The sequence below is a fragment of the Ruegeria sp. YTSC325 genome (genome assembly GCF_059609525.1).
This window is the reverse complement of record NZ_JBXWLY010000018.1, coordinates 30,205-47,932: the sequence shown is the minus strand read 5'-3', so window position 1 is coordinate 47,932 and position 17,728 is coordinate 30,205. Positions and strand designations below refer to the sequence as shown.

At 53.7% G+C, this 17,728-nt stretch carries 15 protein-coding genes; 11 read left to right on the top strand and 4 right to left on the bottom strand.

The genetic code is table 11. From position 1 onward, the window contains the following. The first annotated feature begins 134 nt into the window (after positions 1–134). The 4 genes from AC2FF7_RS19805 to AC2FF7_RS19790 all read left to right on the top strand — a co-directional run bounded on the left by AC2FF7_RS19805 (position 135) and on the right by AC2FF7_RS19790 (position 3,890). On the top strand, positions 135–650 hold the full coding sequence (locus tag AC2FF7_RS19805) for a DUF4178 domain-containing protein (protein WP_496906206.1): 516 nt from the start codon (positions 135–137) through the stop codon (positions 648–650). After that, positions 650–1,951: a DUF4178 domain-containing protein gene (locus AC2FF7_RS19800; RefSeq protein WP_496848224.1), complete on the top strand. Its 1,302-nt coding sequence runs from the start codon at positions 650–652 to the stop codon at positions 1,949–1,951. The genes AC2FF7_RS19805 and AC2FF7_RS19800 overlap by 1 nt, the downstream gene beginning before the upstream one ends. A gap of 176 nt (positions 1,952–2,127) precedes the next feature. Beyond that, positions 2,128–2,352 carry a DUF350 domain-containing protein gene (locus AC2FF7_RS19795; RefSeq protein ID WP_170356464.1) on the top strand — a complete coding sequence of 75 codons (225 nt, stop codon included), beginning with the start codon at positions 2,128–2,130 and terminating at the stop codon, positions 2,350–2,352. Then, complete coding sequence (locus AC2FF7_RS19790; RefSeq protein ID WP_496906205.1) at positions 2,349–3,890, top strand: polyamine aminopropyltransferase; 1,542 nt, start codon at positions 2,349–2,351, stop codon at positions 3,888–3,890. The genes AC2FF7_RS19795 and AC2FF7_RS19790 overlap by 4 nt, the downstream gene beginning before the upstream one ends. On the opposite strand, the gene speD is transcribed toward AC2FF7_RS19790, so the two are convergent. After that, complete coding sequence (gene speD, locus AC2FF7_RS19785) at positions 3,837–4,235, bottom strand: adenosylmethionine decarboxylase (RefSeq protein WP_480869980.1); 399 nt, start codon at positions 4,233–4,235, stop codon at positions 3,837–3,839. The two genes, AC2FF7_RS19790 and speD, sit on opposite strands and share 54 nt — an antisense overlap. Before the next feature lie 488 nt (positions 4,236–4,723). Here speD and AC2FF7_RS19780 point away from each other — a divergent pair, with 488 nt between their 5' ends. The 5 genes from AC2FF7_RS19780 to AC2FF7_RS19760 all read left to right on the top strand — a co-directional run bounded on the left by AC2FF7_RS19780 (position 4,724) and on the right by AC2FF7_RS19760 (position 11,170). Beyond that, positions 4,724–5,875, top strand: coding sequence for a porin (locus AC2FF7_RS19780; protein ID WP_170755919.1), 1,152 nt, complete (start codon positions 4,724–4,726; stop codon positions 5,873–5,875). A gap of 376 nt (positions 5,876–6,251) precedes the next feature. Continuing rightward, positions 6,252–8,312, top strand: coding sequence for a 3-hydroxyacyl-CoA dehydrogenase NAD-binding domain-containing protein (locus tag AC2FF7_RS19775; RefSeq protein ID WP_480869976.1), 2,061 nt, complete (start codon positions 6,252–6,254; stop codon positions 8,310–8,312). Positions 8,313–8,314: 2 nt separating this feature from the next. Continuing rightward, positions 8,315–9,502: an acyl-CoA dehydrogenase family protein gene (locus AC2FF7_RS19770; protein ID WP_480869974.1), complete on the top strand. Its 1,188-nt coding sequence runs from the start codon at positions 8,315–8,317 to the stop codon at positions 9,500–9,502. Positions 9,503–9,505: 3 nt separating this feature from the next. Further along, positions 9,506–10,564 carry an acyl-CoA dehydrogenase family protein gene (locus tag AC2FF7_RS19765; protein ID WP_170356458.1) on the top strand — a complete coding sequence of 353 codons (1,059 nt, stop codon included), beginning with the start codon at positions 9,506–9,508 and terminating at the stop codon, positions 10,562–10,564. A 138-nt stretch (positions 10,565–10,702) separates the two neighbouring features. Continuing rightward, positions 10,703–11,170: an acyl-CoA thioesterase gene (locus AC2FF7_RS19760; protein WP_170356457.1), complete on the top strand. Its 468-nt coding sequence runs from the start codon at positions 10,703–10,705 to the stop codon at positions 11,168–11,170. Positions 11,171–11,234: 64 nt separating this feature from the next. On the opposite strand, the gene AC2FF7_RS19755 is transcribed toward AC2FF7_RS19760, so the two are convergent. The 3 genes from AC2FF7_RS19755 to AC2FF7_RS19745 form a co-directional block, all read right to left on the bottom strand. Next, entirely contained in the window at positions 11,235–12,854 is a 1,620-nt protein-coding gene (locus AC2FF7_RS19755; protein ID WP_480869971.1) for a GMC family oxidoreductase, read from the bottom strand. Positions 12,855–13,219: 365 nt separating this feature from the next. Next, entirely contained in the window at positions 13,220–14,233 is a 1,014-nt protein-coding gene (locus AC2FF7_RS19750) for an AraC family transcriptional regulator (protein ID WP_496906204.1), read from the bottom strand. A gap of 124 nt (positions 14,234–14,357) precedes the next feature. Continuing rightward, entirely contained in the window at positions 14,358–15,401 is a 1,044-nt protein-coding gene (locus AC2FF7_RS19745) for a zinc-dependent alcohol dehydrogenase family protein (protein ID WP_496906203.1), read from the bottom strand. 277 nt (positions 15,402–15,678) lie between these two features. Here AC2FF7_RS19745 and AC2FF7_RS19740 point away from each other — a divergent pair, with 277 nt between their 5' ends. Continuing rightward, entirely contained in the window at positions 15,679–16,056 is a 378-nt protein-coding gene (locus AC2FF7_RS19740) for a DoxX family protein (protein ID WP_480869965.1), read from the top strand. Between the two features lie 144 nt (positions 16,057–16,200). Next, a complete protein-coding gene (locus AC2FF7_RS19735) occupies positions 16,201–17,727 on the top strand; it encodes a DUF4153 domain-containing protein (protein WP_496906202.1) in 1,527 nt (508 codons plus the stop codon). Position 17,728: the final 1 nt, after the last annotated feature.

The window sequence follows — 17,728 nt, the reverse complement described above, 5'->3', positions numbered from 1 at the left end:
GTTCTTGCGCTTTGGCAACCCATAAGCAACTTGACGGTATGGAGAATTTGAACTGTCCGAATTGCGGGACGGACTGCCCGATTTCATTGACGTTGATTAAGGTCGTTGTTTGTCCGTCTTGCGGAACCACGCTGATGCTGAACGACGAAACGGCCTCGGTCGCGGGTGACCAAGGCGTGATGCATGATGCACCACTATTAATCGGGGTTGGCGATTGGGTGGTGATGGGCCGGACTTCGACCCGAATTCTAGGTCACGCCCGATATTCTTACGGTCGCGGGTTTTGGGATGAGTTCTGTGGAGTGGATGAAGCCGGAAAAACCTGCTGGATTTCAGTCGACGAGGGTGACGTCGTGCGGCAAACCCGTTTGCAGGCGGACGACGCGCCAAAGAGCCAATCGCCCTTCAAACCCGGCGAAACATTATACTTCGACTCCGCGACGTTTACGGTGACAGAAGTGGAAAGTGCCGAATGTATCGCGTTGCGGGGGCAGTTCGACGAAGCTCTGACCGTGGGAGAAACCTATCAATTCGTAAACGCGTCTGCCGGTGACGAAGCGTTGCTGTCCGGTGAATTTTGGGGTCAGTCCGCCGCTTGGTTCTATGGTCGCTGGTACGATCCTTTCGACATACAGGTCGAGCGCCAGTAATGACCAGAAACCCCGAGATACTGTCGATCAACTGCACGAGCTGCGGCGCGGGACTGGATGTGTTGGGTGGCGGTCGTGTCGTGGTACAAATCTGCCCTTATTGTGGTAGCGAACTGGACGCGCAGGACAACTACAGAACTCTTAGGCAGTTCAAGGGACTTACGCGTCCCAAGACACCGTTTTCGATCGGGATGACCGGCGCGCTCTATGGGGTCGATTTCACCATTATCGGGTTGATCGAGCACTCAGAACGGTGGGGCGGGCGGTTTTACACGTGGATTGATCACCAGCTTTATTCGCCCACACATGGTTATGCGTGGCTAACGTTGGAAGCTGGCCATTTGGTGTTTACCCGACGCCACCGTGGGCCAGGTTGGATATCTGAGCGGGCAGTGGAAATATCAGAATATCCGCCGATTGTCCGCGTAAATGGAGAGCGGTTTGTTTATTTCGAAACGACGACAAGCTCGATCACCTATGTCGAAGGTGAATTCACGTGGCGGCCAGAAATAGGCGAGCAAACCACAACCATATCAGCGATGTCTGATGCGGCGATGCTGGGATTTTCTACGACTGGCTCTGAACGCGAGAGCTATCGTTCAATTTATGTCCCCAGAAAAACAGTCGAAGACGCATTCGATGTTCAGCTTGATCAGAAACCTTTTCGCGTTCACCCGCTTGAGCCATTTGTCGCCGGACCGAACTATGGCTTTGTACTGTTTGCCTCGTGCGTGTTTGCGATCATCTGCCTTGTCATGTCCTTTGTTTTTGCTAGCCGCACGGGTGAAGATGTGCTGGGCGCGCATGTCCTGACGCGGGCGGATTTTCCCGCAGAAATCACGTTCCCGCTGGAAGCCGACAGTCAGCTTACGCGTATTTCTTTTTCGGCCGATGTTCGCAACAGTTGGGCGTATCTGGATCTGGAATTGCTGGATCCAGATGACACTCCTGTCTTCCTCGCAGGCCGGACCATCGAGTATTATTCGGGCCGCGACGCCGACGGATCATGGAGCGAAGGCTCAAGACGCGCCAACCTGTCGTTTCGGCCAGAACGTACAGGCGATTACACACTAACAGTGGACGTGCCCGACCAAGGGGTCTGGACCGGGCCGGGGGCATCCTCGGTTCCGAGTTATCCTTTCAACCAGCTCACGATCAATGTGCGCTCCGGTCTGTCCAGCGGCATGTGGACGCTTGCGTTGGCCGGAGGCTTCGGGTTGTTGTTCTTGCTGCAATTCGGACGTAAATGGCTGCACCAGCGCGCCCGTTGGTCCGGAACCGATTGGGTGGATGAGGATTAACGTGAACCTGTTCCGAGCGATTTTTATTGTCATTTCAACCACCGCAATCGCTTCAGTGGGGTACGTCGCATGGCACGGCTATGGCGCCGAGAGCCGGGATTTGGATACTTCGGTTCGCGTCGGTAGCAGTGGCGGCGGATATTATCGAACAGGTCGTGTAAAATAAGGGAAAACCAATGGAATATCTGGCAGCGATTCAGATCGCCGAGATTGTAAGCACCATCTTCTACACTGTTCTTGGTGTCTCGTTGATGTGGGGTGTCTGGAAAGTGATCGACTGGCTGACGCCGTTTTCCATCGTGCGCGAGATCGAGAAGGACCAGAACATTGCGCTGGCAATTCTGATCGGTCTGCTATTCGTGGCCGTCTCAATTATCATCGCAGCTGTCATCCTGTCATGACACCCGCTCCGGCGGTTCAGGCACGGGCGGTTTGGTTGCTGGCGGCGACCTTTCTGGTGGCCGTGGCTAGCCTGATCTACGAGCTGATTGCCGCAACTCTTTCCAGTTATCTGCTGGGCGACTCGGTGCGTCAGTTCTCGCTGGTTATCGGGATTTTCCTGTCGGCAATGGGGGTCGGCGCGTGGCTGTCGCGCTTTGTTACTCATGCTTTTTCGGGGTTTGTTTGGGCGCAAATTCTGTTGGGCATTGTCGGTGGCTTCATGGCCCCGGTTCTGTTCCTGAACTACGCGTGGATAGGTCAGGTGGCCTTGCCTTTGTACGCGGCACTGGTTGCCATCGGAATCTTGTCGGGCATGGAATTGCCCTTGATCGCGCGTGTGTTGGAAGAGATCGGGGCGCTAAAGTTCCGTTTCGAAAACGTGTTGAGCGTGGATTACGTGGGGGCTTTGGTCGCCTCACTGGCATTTCCGTTATTGGTTATTCCGCATTTGGGATTGATGTCCGCAAGTCTTGCATTCGGCGCGTTAAATCTTGCGGTGGCGGGGCTGTCATTGCTGGTGTTTCGGGAGCTGGCGACCCGCAGGCAAGTCACAGTCTGGACGTTGGCCATGCTGGCAACGGTTGCGGGCCTATGGCAATCCGAACGGTTGGTCTCCATAACCGAGGCTGAGTTGTTTGAAGATGACATAGTCCTGTCGGAAAACACCCCATATCAACAGGTTACTGTTACGCAGTATCGAGACAGAGTGCGGCTGTTTCTGGACCACTCAATCCAATTCGACAGCCTTGACGAACATCGGTATCACGAACCTTTGGTTCATCCTGCAATGGCTTTGGCACCGCGCAGGGCTCAGGTGCTGGTTCTGGGCGGGGGGGACGGAATGGCCGTCAGAGAGGTGCTCCGCTACCCAGATGTTCACAATGTCACTTTGGTGGACCTTGATCCACGAGTCACCGAGTTGTTTCGCGATCATCCTGCATTATCGAGTTTGAATGATTTTGCATTAAGGGATCCTCGCGTAACTATCCTAAGCAATGATGCGTGGAAATTCCTGGAACAGGATCACAAGATTTATGATGTGATCATTGTAGATTTGCCTGACCCGAAATCCATAAACTTGTCACGCCTGTATACTAGGCAATTCTATTCCATTCTGGTCGAACGCCTCAGCGCGCAAGGAATGCTTGTGACTCAAGCCGGTTCACCTTTTTTTGCCCGACAGGCGTTTTGGTCCGTTGTTGGAACGATCGAGTCCAGCCGGAATCCTCAGCAACCGGGGCAGGGGCTAAGTGTTTTGCCCTATCACAGCTACGTGCCCAGTTTCGGTGAGTGGGGGTTTGTGTTGGCCTCGCCAGCGCCTTTGTCAGGCCGAAAGATATTGTTGCCGGGGGGGTTGCGATATCTTGATGAAGATGTTTGGCGTGCAACGCAGGTATTCGGAGCCGATACCGCGCGTATCGCGGCTGATCCGAATACGCTGCAGTCACATGCTTTGGTCGGCTACTATTTGGACGGGTGGGATTTCTGGTTCCGTTAAGGCGCCTCGGTGAATACGAGTGATGTCCACACTCTCGGGGTGCAGCAATTCTGCAAGGCAGTCCACGGCGCGTTCGGGATAGGTGCCCCCGCACATAAAAATGTCGATCGCGGCATAAGATTTCTCGGGCCACGTGTGAATCGAGATGTGAGACTCAGCCAGCAACAGAACGCCCGTAATGCCGCCATGGCCTCCGAAAGTGTGAAAGCTGCTTGAAAGGATTTTCGCCCCTGCAGCGTGGGCCGCAGATTTCAGCGCGCTCTCTAGATACGAGGAGTCCGTCAGCCTCGACCCGCCATGATGGTCCAATAGTATGTGTGTCCCGACGGGATTCTTCCTGATCATGTCTTGCGTTTACACGGAAAAAGCGGGCCACGAAAACCCCCGGCTGCCTAGCTCGGGGGCATGTCTGGTCATGGCGAGCGGTCGCCTGTTTTCAAAGTCCGATTTTCTCTGACGTGGCGTGTCGAAAAATCACGTGACACACCGGAAGCGCTTGGGTTAGCTTATCTCAAAACGAAACTAAAAAACATAATACGTAAATACTTGAAGGCATATAATATGCGGTCGCCCGTTGGGACTCTGAGGAAATTCCCATAGGAGCAGCGCAATGGGCCACGGCATTTAAGCTGTTGCCTGTATCAGGAACTCTGTGGCTTCGGCAACGAGTGGAGTTCTGAAGCAGGCGCGGTGTTTCATTGAAACACGGAGGAGCCGAAATTCAGACAAGACATATCTGCACATCCGCTGCGCACCTTTTTCTGACACTGACCGGACAATAAACGCAGAGATGATCCGGTGCGTTGCGATATTTAAAAATGAGGGAATGACAGATGACACAGAAAACCAGATTGATATCTTCGGCTGCCGTTCTGGCTCTGGGTTTTGCACTGCCGGCTGCGGCCGAGTTAAAGTACGACAACAACTCGGGCGGATTTGTTGTGCTGTATGGACAGTTGAACCCCGCTATCATCTCGGTTGATGACGGAGAAGAGACCGAAACCAATGTTCGCGACTTTGACGCCTCCAACAGCCGTGTTGGACTACGGCTCGAGCAACCCTATGGCGCCAACACGTTCCGGTTCCGCTTTGAAACTGCACTAGGTTTGCCAAATTCGACCGAAACGGATCAGAACGGCAACGACTTTAGCGGCTGGACACGCGAAGACATTCGGCATGTAGATTTGTCCCTAGAGGGAGACTGGGGCACTTTCTCGGCCGGGCAGGGCAGCATGGCCGCTGACGGTGTCGCCGAACAGGATTTGTCGCTGGTTGCTCTGGTCTTGTATTCGTTCACCGCGGATTCAAACGCATCCTTCCTGTTCCGTGACGATGGCGGCATTCTGAGTGGGCCGACGGTCTCTGGAACAACCGATAACTTTGATGGCGCGCGGCGCACACGGGTGCGCTATGACACGCCGTCGTTTAATGGGTTTTCGTTCAGTCTGTCTTATGGCCAGAACGTGTTGGAAGAAGATTTCAACGATGACCGCGACTATTATGACTTTGCAGCCTACTACCGAAACACGTTTGCCAACGGTGTCGAAGTTGCTGCCGGACTAGCCTATCAGGTACGTGGATCCGGCAACAGCGGTGCAGGCGGCAGTGAAAGCGAAAAGCGTGAGGACGTTGTTGGATCGGCCTCGGTTCTGTTGGATAACGGCTTAAGCTTCGCGGTCGCCATCGGTGAGAGGGATGTGGACGATGATGCCTCGGCAGATCCCAGTTTTTACTATCTCAAAATCGGCTACGAGGGCGACTGGTTCAACTTTGGTAAAACCGGTGTCGGGCTTCATTACTGGGACGGCTCAGATTTTAACGCGGATGGTTCGGATTCTGAGGTCTGGGGCATTGGTGTCGTCCAAAAAATCGACCAGTACAATATGGAAGCTTACTTCTCGTACCAGGATTATGCCTATGACGACTCATCCGATGAGTTTGATGACCTGTCCACAGTCGTCTTGGGCGCACGCTGGCGCTTTTGAAGCCAATTCACGTTTGCGGGCCCTTCTTTGACTGGCCCGCAAAAGGATGAAATCGAACGATCATAGGCCCTGTTTCCGGACTATCCCAAGGCGCTTTGCGCGGATCAGATTGCCTACTCTGCTTCGGCTATCGCTGGAGCAGCTGGGGGTGTATTGAATCCGGTCACAGTTAAAACGGGTTCTTTCCTGCATTTGGCCGCGCTGCTTTTCATTTCTTAATCAGTGACTGACGAGAAACCCTCTGGTGCCGAAACTCCAAAACTTGTTTTGTGGGTGCTAACAGAATGCAGCAGAAGTTTAGGGCTGACACCTCGCGATGACAGCACACAAGGCAACGAAGGATTTGGGCGTATGCGAGTGAAATCAGGAGGAACCCATGGCGTCAGTTGAAATACGCAAAGAAAATGGCCTAGCGCTCGTAAAAATCGACAATCCGCCGGTCAACGCGGCGGGGTATAGTGTGCGTATCGGGCTGGTGAACGCTGTCCGTGATCTGGCCGGGGACGAAACCGTTCGCGTTATAGTACTTTATGCTGCGGGGCGGACTTTTGTCGCCGGTGCTGATATTCGCGAGTTCGGCCAGCCGCCGAAACAGCCGGTTTTGCCCGAAGTGTGTGAGATACTGGAAGCCAGCGCCAAGCCTATTGTATGCGTTCTGCATGGAACAACACTGGGTGGAGGCCTTGAGATCGCGCTTAGCTGTCACGCGCGGGTCGGCATAAAGGGTCTTCGACTGGGCCTACCGGAAGTTAACCTCGGCCTGTTGCCCGGTGCGGGCGGAACGCAACGCCTTCCGCGCCTGGTTGATGGGCAAACGGCGCTTACAATGATCACCTCTGGTAAACCGGTATCAGCAAACGTCGCACTGGATGCAGGGTTGCTGGATGATCTGCAAGAGGGTGATCCCGAAGCGGTAGCGTTGGCTGCAGGGCAAAAGGTGTTGGACGGCACCCTGAAAACCCGCGCAACTGCCGATCAGGACAATCGCCTCAGTGCTGATGAAATCGACGCCTTTCGCGGCAAGATCACCGGTGAGGTCGCTGAACGCGCCTTAAAGGCTGCTGAAGCAAGTAACCTACCGCTCGCCGAAGGTCTAAAGATTGAACGTGAGCTTTTCGTGGAAGCGATGGGTAGCAACGCACACAAAGGGCTGAAGCATGCTTTCTTCGCGGAAAGGGCAGTTGCCCATATTCCCGAAGCCAAGGCCGAAGCAAGAGAGCTGACTTCGGGCGGGGTGATTGGGGGTGGTACCATGGGCTCGGGCATTGCTACGGCGATGCTTCTGGCCGGGATGCCCGTTACGCTGGTTGAGATGGAAAAGGACCGTGTGGATTTCGCTCGCAATACGATCACCAAAAATCTTGCCGGTGCCGTCCAGCGCGGCAAACTGACCGAGGCGCAAAGGGACACGGCCTTGGCCGCATTGACATGTACCACGGATATGGCCGCGCTGGCAGATGCGGACGTTGTAATCGAGGCTGTTTTTGAATCCATGGAGGTCAAGCAGGAGGTTTTCGGAAAGCTTGATGAGGTTTGCAAACACGGTGCCATCCTTGCCACCAATACCTCCTATCTTGATGTCAATGAAATCGCTTCAACGACCAAGCGGCCTCAGAATGTCATCGGTTTGCACTTTTTCTCACCTGCTCATGTCATGCGATTGCTTGAAATTGTGGTTGGTAAAGAAACCGCGCCCGAGACGGTCGCCACCTGTTTCAAACTTGCGAAGAAACTCCGAAAGAATGCGGTTCGGGCCGAGGTGTGTGACGGGTTTATCGGAAACCGAATTCTGGCGCATTACCTGAAATCAACGTCTTACATGCATCTTGATGGGGCGCCGTTTGATCAAATCGACACTGCGTTGGAAGAGTTCGGTTTTGCTATGGGACCTTTCGCCGTCTCGGATCTTGCCGGTTTGGATATTGGATGGGCCACGCGGAAACGCAAAGCTGCCTTCCGTCCGTCGCAGGAACGATATGTCGAGATTGCCGACCGAATTTGCGAACAGGGTTGGTTCGGACGCAAGACAGGTAAAGGGTTCTACTTGTACGACGGCAAAACCCGCAGCGTTAATCCAGCGGTGGCCGAATTTGCGCAGGCTGAACGTGATGCCAAAGGGATCACTCGGCGCAGCTTTACCAATCAGGAAATTGTCGACCGATACATGGCGGCGATGGTGTCCGAAGCCGCTCGGGTCGTTGAGGACAAAATAGCCCTGCGTCCCATTGATGTAGATGCTGTATTTCTATTCGGTTACGGCTTTCCGCGCGTATGGGGTGGACCTCTGCAATATGCCGATATGACGGGGCTGGATGTTCTGGTGCAACGCATTGAGGCATACGCGCGAGAAGACCCTTTTTACTGGCAGGTTCCAGACCTGCTTCGCGAACTGGCTGAAGCGGGTAAAGCCTTCGGCGATCTTAACAAAGGGGCGTGAACATGGACCTGAATTTTACCCCAAAAGAAGAAGCGTTTCGTGCTGAGGTACGCGCGTTTCTGGATGATAACCTGTCTGATGATCTTGTTCGAAAAAACCGTAATTCTGCAGCTTTAAGCAAGCCGGATATGGAAGATTGGCATGCGAAGCTGAACGCAAAAGGATGGTTGGCCGCGACGTGGCCTTCGGAATATGGCGGCACCGGGTGGGGTGCGGTCGAGCGCCATATATTCGAGGAAGAATGCGCTCTGGCCAATGCCCCTCGTACAGTTCCCTTCGGCCTGAACATGTTAGGGCCGGTTCTGATCAAGTTCGGAACCGAAGCCCAAAAAGCTGAAATTTTACCACGTATTCTGGATGGCTCAGATTGGTGGTGTCAGGGCTATTCCGAGCCCGGCGCGGGCTCCGACCTTGCTAGCCTCAAGACCCGTGCTGTGCGGGAAGGTGACGCCTATGTAATCAACGGGCAGAAAACATGGACGACGCTGGGGCAGTATGCCAACAAGATTTTCTGCCTCGTGCGGACGTCGAATGAAGGGAAACCGCAGGAAGGTATCAGCTTCGTTCTGGTCGATATGGACACACCGGGGGTTGAACTGCGTCCGATCCGATTGTTGGAAGGCGGATACGAGGTGAACGAGGTGTTCTTTACCGACGTGCATGTGCCCGTGGCCAATCTGGTCGGTCAGGAAAACAAAGGTTGGACCATCGCCAAATACCTTCTGACACATGAGCGGACAAATATTGCGGGTGTCGGGTTTTCCACCCGCGACCTTGATAAGCTGAAAATGCTGTCCCAAACCCTTGTTCGGGGGCGCAGGCCATTGTCCCAGGATCCGTTGTTTGCGGCGGAAATGACCGAGGTCGAAATTGACCTCGAGGCGCTGAGAATTATGAACCTGCGTATGCTGTCGGCGGCCAAAGAAGGTGCTGCATCCGGAACACAAAGCTCGATGCTCAAGATCAAGGGAACCGTGATCCGCCAACGAATTCTAAGCTTGACCCGTTCAGCGCTTGGGTCTGCGGCTGCCCCATTCCCTGCAGATGAGTTGCCAGAGAACGTGCTGTCCGTGCCCGAAGAAGCAGCGCGTGCTGCAGCCAGTTACTTCAACAACCGCAAGCTTTCGATCTTTGGTGGGTCAAACGAGATTCAGCGCAACATTATCGCCAAAGATCTTTTTGGAGGCTGACACATGGATTTCAACCTGACCGAAGACCGCCAGATGCTGTCCGATACTGTGCGCCGCTATTTGGCGGACCAATATGATTTCAAAGTCCGGGCCGCAGCGACTGCGTCCGCTCCGTACCATTCTGCTGAGAAATGGGAGGAATTGTCAGAACTGGGCCTGATCGCCGCTTTTGTGGCCCAAGACAAAGGCGGTTTCGGTGGCACTGGTTTCGATATAGCCACCGTTTTCGAGGAACTGGGACGGGGCCTGTGCCCCGAGCCGATGCTGGCCGCGTTGATGAGCGCGCGTGTCGCTGCCGATTGCGGGGCGCAGACGTTGGTTGATGAGATGATCATGGGCACCAGAAGGTTCGCCTTTGCGGTGTTCGAGCCGGATGCTGATGGTCTTTCTTTGATCCGGGCAAGTGCTGACAAGTCTGATGAGGGTTGGGTTCTGAACGGTCGAAAATCTGTGGTGTACGGCTTGCCCGGCGCAGATGGCGTACTGGTGGCAGCGCGTGTCGAAGCGGAAATCGGGCTGTTTCTGGTCGAGACGCCCGAGACCATCGACTATGCCATGATTGACGGTGGCGGTGCAGGCGAGTTGATTTTGGACAATACTCCGGCCACCTGTCTGGTCGAAGACGCAACCCAGAGCATCAAAGCGAGTTTGGATGCGGGCCGTCTGGCACTCTGTGCCGAGGCGGTTGGCGTTATGCAGGTTCTTGTCGACATGACTGTGGAATACTTGAAACAGCGAAAACAGTTCGGACGCCCAATCGCCAGCTTTCAGGCGTTGCAGCATCGCGCTGTAGATATGGCAATCGAGATCGAACAATGTCGGTCGATTACTATTCTGGCGGCCAGTAAGCTGGGAACCGATCAAGCTGAAAAATACGTCGCCATGGCGAAAAACCTCATTGGACGTGCAGGCACCATGATCGCCGAAGAAAGTATTCAGTTGCATGGGGGTATCGGAATGACATGGGAATACCCGGGATCACATTATGCCAAACGATTGGTAATGATCGACCATCAACTGGGCGATCGCTACGCGCAATTGCAGCGCGTGATCGAGATGTAACCAGCGTTTTGACTGCGGGTAAAGGCATCGTGTAGGTGCTTAGCTAAGATGTATCAAAACTATCGGGTACTGGGTCTTGTTTCCTGACGTGTTCTACCACAAAAGTCTGGAACCCTATTTGAACGCAAAGGCTATTTCATGAATGCCCGTCACGACCAAGACCTGTCGACCTTGTCAGATTGTCCTGATGCGTTTTGGAAACGCTTTGTCGTAACGAAAGACGATCTCGATGGCTTTAACCATGTCAACAATGCCGTTTATTTGAAGTGGCTGGACGCGACAGTATGGGAGCACACACGAGCCGTGGGGTTGGGTGAACGTGCCTGCCTGGAGCTAGACCGCGGCATGGCGGCCGCGCGTCACGAGATCGACTACATCGCGTCTGCTTTTCTGGGAGATGAGATCGTTGTTTACAACTGGATCTCTGCCAACGACCAACGGTTGCGCGCCAGCCGGTCTTTTCAGGTGATCCGGTTGCAAGACATGAAAACGATCCTGCGGGCAAAATCCCACTACGTATGCACCAAACTGAGCACCGGTCGCCCCACACGAATGCCAGAGATATTCAAGACGGCCTATGACGTGAAAGTCTCGGTTCAGCGTTAGAATTATGCACGAGTGAGTTCCGGCACAGGTCCGCGTTTCGACCAGTGCCTTTTGGACTCAGATATCAGGCTGCGCGGGCAGCCTTAATCAGATCCGAGGCGCGCTCGGCGATCATAATCGTAGGGGCGTTGGTGTTCCCGGACACCAGATTGGGCATGACCGAAGCGTCAACTACACGTAACCCCTGAATCCCATGCACGCGTAGTTCAGGGTCAACGACCGACATCTCATCCACGCCCATTTTACAAGTGCCGACGGGGTGATAGATTGAGTCTGCGCGAGACCGGATGTGGTTTTCCCAATCTTCATCAGTCCTCAATTTATCAGATCCGAACATCTCTTTTTTTCGGTGTTGGGTCATAGTTTCTGTCTCAAGGACGTCGCGCATCATCTTCGCGCCTTTGACCATGACTTTTATGTCGCGAGGATCGGACAGGAAAGATGGATCAATACCCGGTGCAGCCAGCTCGTTCGTGCTATGCAAAAAGACCGAGCCGCGGCTGTACGGTCGTACTTGGCAGACGTGACAGCTGTAGCCGTGTCCCAGATGTTGTTTGCGCCCGTGGTCGTCGAGTAAGGCTGGCACAAAGTGAAACTGAATATCCGGCCGGTCCAGCGCCGGATCGGTCTTTAAGAATGCGCCAGCTTCGGCAACGGGTGACGCGGCAAGAGAAACTCCGTCTTTGCGCCACCGCAGGATTTCGCGGACGATGTGGATACCGCCTCTCAAACTGATCCCAAGGTTGTCGTGCCGATTGGTCTTGTAGCCAAGAATAAAATCCAGGTGGTCCTGCAAATTCTGGCCGACGCCCGGTAGATCATGTCTGACCTGAATGCCCAACTTGGACAGATCTGCTCCATTACCGATCCCAGACAGTTGCAACAGTTGCGGCGACTGAAAGGCCCCCCCACAAAGTAAGACTTCATGTTTTGCGGTAACCGTAATGTCTTGGCCTTTGTGTTGATAAATCACGCCTGTGGCACGTTTCCCCTCAAAGGTGACGCGACGTGCATGAGCGCGGGTCACAATCGTAAGGTTGGGTCTGTCGGCATTGGGAAACACATAGCCCGCGGCCGCCGAGCAGCGTTCACCGTTTTTGTCTTTTTCAAAGAACTGTGTGACCTGATAAAATCCAACCCCTTCGTTGTCGCCCGTGTTGAAATCGCGAGTTCTGCGATGTTGCAACTGCGTGGCGGCATCAACAAAGGCTTCAGATAAAACATGGATGGATTTCTGGTCACACACCTGCAGCGGTCCGCTGCCGCCATGCATGTCATCTTCGCCGCGTTCATTGCTTTCGGCTTTTCGGAAATAGGGCAACACACTGTCCCAATCCCATCCTTCGCAGCCCAGATCGGCCCAAGCATCGTAATCCTCTCGTTGGCCGCGGACATAAAGCATGGCATTGATCGCACTGGACCCGCCCAGACACTTCCCGCGCGGCTGATAGCCTTTGCGCCCGTTCAAGCCGGGTTGTTCGACCGTTTCAAAGCTCCAATTGTTGATCTTTATCGGCTTGCTTGGGACCATGGCTGCGACCGCCATAGGCATACGTACGAATATATCGTTGCCACCCCCGCCGGCTTCGAGCAGGCAAACCGAAACTTTCGGATCTTCGCTAAGGCGTGCGGCAAGAACCGACCCGGCGGAGCCGCCACCTACTATGACGTAATCGAACTGCATAGATTTCCTTCCAGTTTACCTGCTCTTTTGCGGGTTATATGTGGCGCGAGGATTAGTGCATAAGCTGATCCGGTTCGGACCAGGGTGCGCCCGCCACTCGGGATTTCCCGGCAAGAACAAACTCTTAAAGCCAAGCCAATTTGTTGGATGAGGTTTTGTTCGTAGCAATTACATAGTTATCCTCCGGCCGTTTCTCGGATGCCCCAGCCTCTCTCCTAGCCAGCAACAACTCGATACCCAACAGAAAGACTGATCTGCGGATGTTTCGACTTAGTGGAAAATATTGCCAGTCGACCCCAGTGCGTAAACCCCACATCGGGTCATAAGATTGACAATCGAGGACAACGTAGCGTCAGATTCCGCCTTCAGAAACCGACCCTATAGTGTTTCGGTGTTTTTCCTGTCCACCTTCTAAAGGCGCGCACGAAGCTGGCAGAATCTGAGAAACCTAGCACATAGGCGATTTCCTGTGTGCTGAGTTCGGCATCCCGAAGATACCGAAGTGCTAGTTCAGACCGCGTGGAATCGACGATATCGCTGAACGTCGTGTTTTCTCGTTTCAGATGGCGGCGCAGGGTTCGGCTAGTCAATCCAATCTGACGTGAAATCAGTTCCATATTGGCCCCAAAAGAGAGGCTTTGAACAAGCGCTTTTCGAACTTCTCCAGACACGCGCCCCTCATCGCGGCTGAGCAATTCGGACAACTCTTGTTCGCAAATCTGGACGATTTGCTGAAAAGTCATCCGGTTTCCCAGTTCCAGTCTTTGGTCCATCCATTTGGGTGGAACACTGTACCGGTTCTTCTCAGCCGAGAATTTGATGGCATCTGCGGCGTGTGCCGGAATGGTGTAATAACTGTCCCTAGGGTATCGCAACTCAAGCAAATTGCACTGGAAATCCTGACCAATCACGTCCTGATGCAGTGAGGCAAATATTCCGGCCTGCAGATTGGTCAGAAAGGCATAGAAGTCAGGCGATTGTTCGATCACCGAGACCGGTTCAAATTCCCAACCGGGGTTGTCCTTATCAAAGTCAAAGGACATTTCGGCTGTAGGCGCCGCAAGATAGTGAAACCTCTGCGCGAAATCTACAGTATCCCGGTATCTTGTGCTGCTTAGAACAGCATATCCATAAAGCCCATAATCCGAGATATGGAGGTTTCTTCCGATATCGTAAGGTAATTCGGGGTGCCAGCGCTGCTGCGCGATATTATTCAGCACATCGATGATCTGACGCAGCGAGACACGATACTCTGTGTCTTTTAAGCGAGTTCGGTCGATATCTGTTCGTTCGAAAACACAATCAGATTGAATCTGATAGCGATCCAATACCCGAAGCGCCGCATTCAGTTTTGCGGCTGTATAATGCCTTTCTTTCAAAACTCCTCCCACTCGGTTCCACTGCGTTCGTAACCGGGTTGAGCAAGACTATGGCCTATATCTATCTGATCACACAAGAATCTTGGTGATAGCAATCCGTTTTTATCGACAAGAGCTAGTCGCGTTAACGGTCGAAATCAGTGATTACTGTCGCGCCGATGGATTGAAAGCGATCCATTTCCATCAAGGCCTGCGGCGCCTGAGACAGGTTGATCGATTTGCCTACCAGTTTTTCTGGCGCTAGCTTGCCACAAGCGATCATGTCCAACATCGCGCCGTACCGATGGGCCTGCATTCCGTGAGAGCCCAAGATTTCAAGCTCATTCGAGATAACTTTTGCCATTGGCACCTGAGGTTGTGCTTGTTCGCCCAGCATAAGCCCAACCTGCACATGTTTCCCTCGGGGTCGTAGGTTCTGGATGGAATTGAAGCAGGTCGCCGGATGTCCCAGTGCGTCAACCGAGACATGAGCACCGCCACGGGTCAATTCGATAACTTCTGCTGCGACATCTGTCCCGGTGCCATTGATTGCGGTGACCGCGCCTAGGTTCCGAGCCAGGTCAAGCTTTCGGTCATCAATATCCACGGCAATGACCTGAGCGCCCACCGCGCTGGCGATCATCACGGCAGACAGACCGACCCCGCCGCACCCGTGAATGGCGACCCATTGACCTGCGCCGACTTTTCCTTGGTCGACAATAGCGCGAAACGACGTCGCAAAGCGGCAACCAAGACTGGCCGCGGTTGCAAATTCCATGCCCTCGGGCAAAGCAACAAGGTTTAGATCGGCCTGATGAACCGCAACATATTCGGCGAATGAGCCCCAGTACGTAAAGCCGGGTTGATGTTGATCCAGACACACTTGTTGATGTCCCGCGTAGCATTCCGGGCAAGAGCCGCAGCCTGCGACAAAGGGGACTGTTACCCTGTCACCTGGTTTCCATTTCTTGACGTTTACGCCTGTGGCTTCCACAACGCCGGCCAGTTCGTGGCCGGGGACATGTGGCAATTCGATATCGTCGTCATGCCCCATCCAACCGTGCCAGTCCGAGCGGCATACGCCCGACGCCTCAACGCGGATCACAACACCATCTGCATCCGGTGAGGGGTCGCTTATTGTGACCAGCTTAGGAGGCTGCGAGAAATTTTCGTAGAGAACGGCTTTCATTGGTCAGTCCCGCGGTAGTGGTTGCTTTGGCAGCATGGTAGTCAGGTTTTCATGCGATAAAAAGCTTTGCCAAGCGTCGTTTGATCAGTGGTTTCGGTGTTCAATTTACTGTGGCCTCCGGTTGCGAATATTTATCGATGAAAATAGGTCATGTGCCATTGTCGCAAACAGCTTGAGCCTACAACGACGTGGCTTCAAACCGACTTGGTTCAGCTTGGAGTTCCTCAATGCCTGGCGGTTTCCCGACGACCAATGCGCTTGCGTGTCTGAGGGGAACATGGTCAGATTTTATTACTTGGGTCTTTTGCTCGTTTTCCTATGGTTTTTTTGCGGCGGGATCGGGCATTTTGTCGTTTCAGAGTTCTTCCTAAGTATTACGCCACCTTATGTTCCTTGGCCGTTGGCGGTGGTTTACGTGTCAGGAGTTCTGGAAGTCTTGGGGGCGATTGGCATTCTATTGCCGCAGGCCCGCCAACTCGCTGGGAATTGTCTGATTTTACTGACATTGGCCGTGACCCCGGCCAACATTCATATGTCATTGAACCCTGAGCTTTACCCATTTGCTACGGAATTGCAGCTGAACTTACGCCTAGTTATTCAAGTCCTACTGTTGGTTTGTATCTGGTGGTCGACACGCGACCGTCGCTGGGTCTGACCGTTTGGTCAACTGGGTGGACTCGTCAAAAGTGTGCGCAAAATCTGCACAATAGCCTTTCAAAACCTGTTCAGGACTCGCCCCAGCTCTGCAATTGCGTCTGTCAACCTGATGGGAAGAACAAACGCAATCAGGAGGCGCGTAATGAGGCAGGAGCTGATAATCCACGGAGTGCCGGATAGCCTTAAACGAGATGCGTGGTGGTTAAGCATGTCAGAGACAACATCCGCGCAAATAACCCCACGGGCGCAAAGCGATAAATCGCTGTTTTCCTCACTTGGAATGCGGCACAAGATACCTTTGCTTGGCGTTTTCGTGACACTGGCAGATTGGCTGTTCTGGCACCAGCCGATTGGAATTTCTCTTGCCGTGTTTGCGATGATCCTTTCGGCAGCAATAGTGGCCTTGAAGACCCCTCGGACCAATCGGCGCGAGTGGGTCGGGGCCATGGGCTTTGCCCTAGTGAGCAATTTGCCGTTGTGCATCGACCTGCAATTCTTGTCGGTGTTATTTAGTCTGGCCGGGTTGGTTTTGCTCGTGGGGTGGTCGGTCTACGGATTGCCGTTGAGCGGACGCTTGTTTTTTAGGGTTGCAATGCGATTGCCTACAATCGGAAACTTGTTGCTGAGTTGGGCCGCGCTGCGTGATTTGCCTGAGGCAGATATGGGCAAGGGCATTCGTCGTCAGGCATCTTCGGCCGTGCTTCCCTTCATGATGGGCATCATTTTCCTGATACTGCTGGCCGCCGCAAACCCAGTTCTGGAAGGCTACCTGCAAGGGTTGGACCCAACTCATTTGTTCACAGCCGATTTTTGGTTGCGCGTCTTGTTCTGGTGTCTGATCGGGTCTCAAGTTTGGGCGTGTTTGAACCTTAGTAAGTCTTGGTTGGGTTCCGAAGCGCAAAAACCCTCTTTCCGGAGGGCCGGGCCCGGACGGGTTACATTTCTGATCAACCCTCTTTCTGTTCGGAATTCGCTGTTTTTGTTCAACCTGTTGTTCTTTGTGCAGACAGGTATGGATATCGGGATTTTTACCGGCGGTGTCGCCTTGCCTGATGGTATGACTTATGCTTCCTATGCCCATCGCGGTGCCTATCCTTTGGTCGTGACGGCATTGCTAGCAGGGGTATTCGTCCTGTTGACACGCAGCATGATCGCGCAGGATAGGGTCTTGCGGAATCTGGTTTATCTTTGGTTGGCTCAGAATATCTTTTTGGTGATGACCGCAGCCTTCCGCCTGCAGCTATATGTTGAGGCATATGCCCTGACTTATCTGCGCGTGGCCGCCTTTATCTGGATGGGCCTTGTATTGATCGGCTTGGTGCTGACGGTCATTCAAGTTCATCGAGGGTTGGGAGTTGATTGGCTATTGCGACGGTGCCTGGCCACCGTTGTCGTCACAGTCTATGTTTGCTGCTTTGTCAATTTCGCGCACCTGATCGCTGGCTACAACCTGACGCACGGTCAGGATCTGGCGCTTCGCGATACCTACTACATCTGCGGATTAGGTCCCGATGCATACGCTGCCATACACGCTTTTGAAGCCAAAACCGGCGAGCGTATTTGCGGTAAAAGACTGGACTATCTCATGTCCCAGGATGCCATTTCCAACTGGCGAGAATGGGGCTTTCGCAGGTGGCGCATCCAAGCCTATTATCAGGATCAGAGCTGAG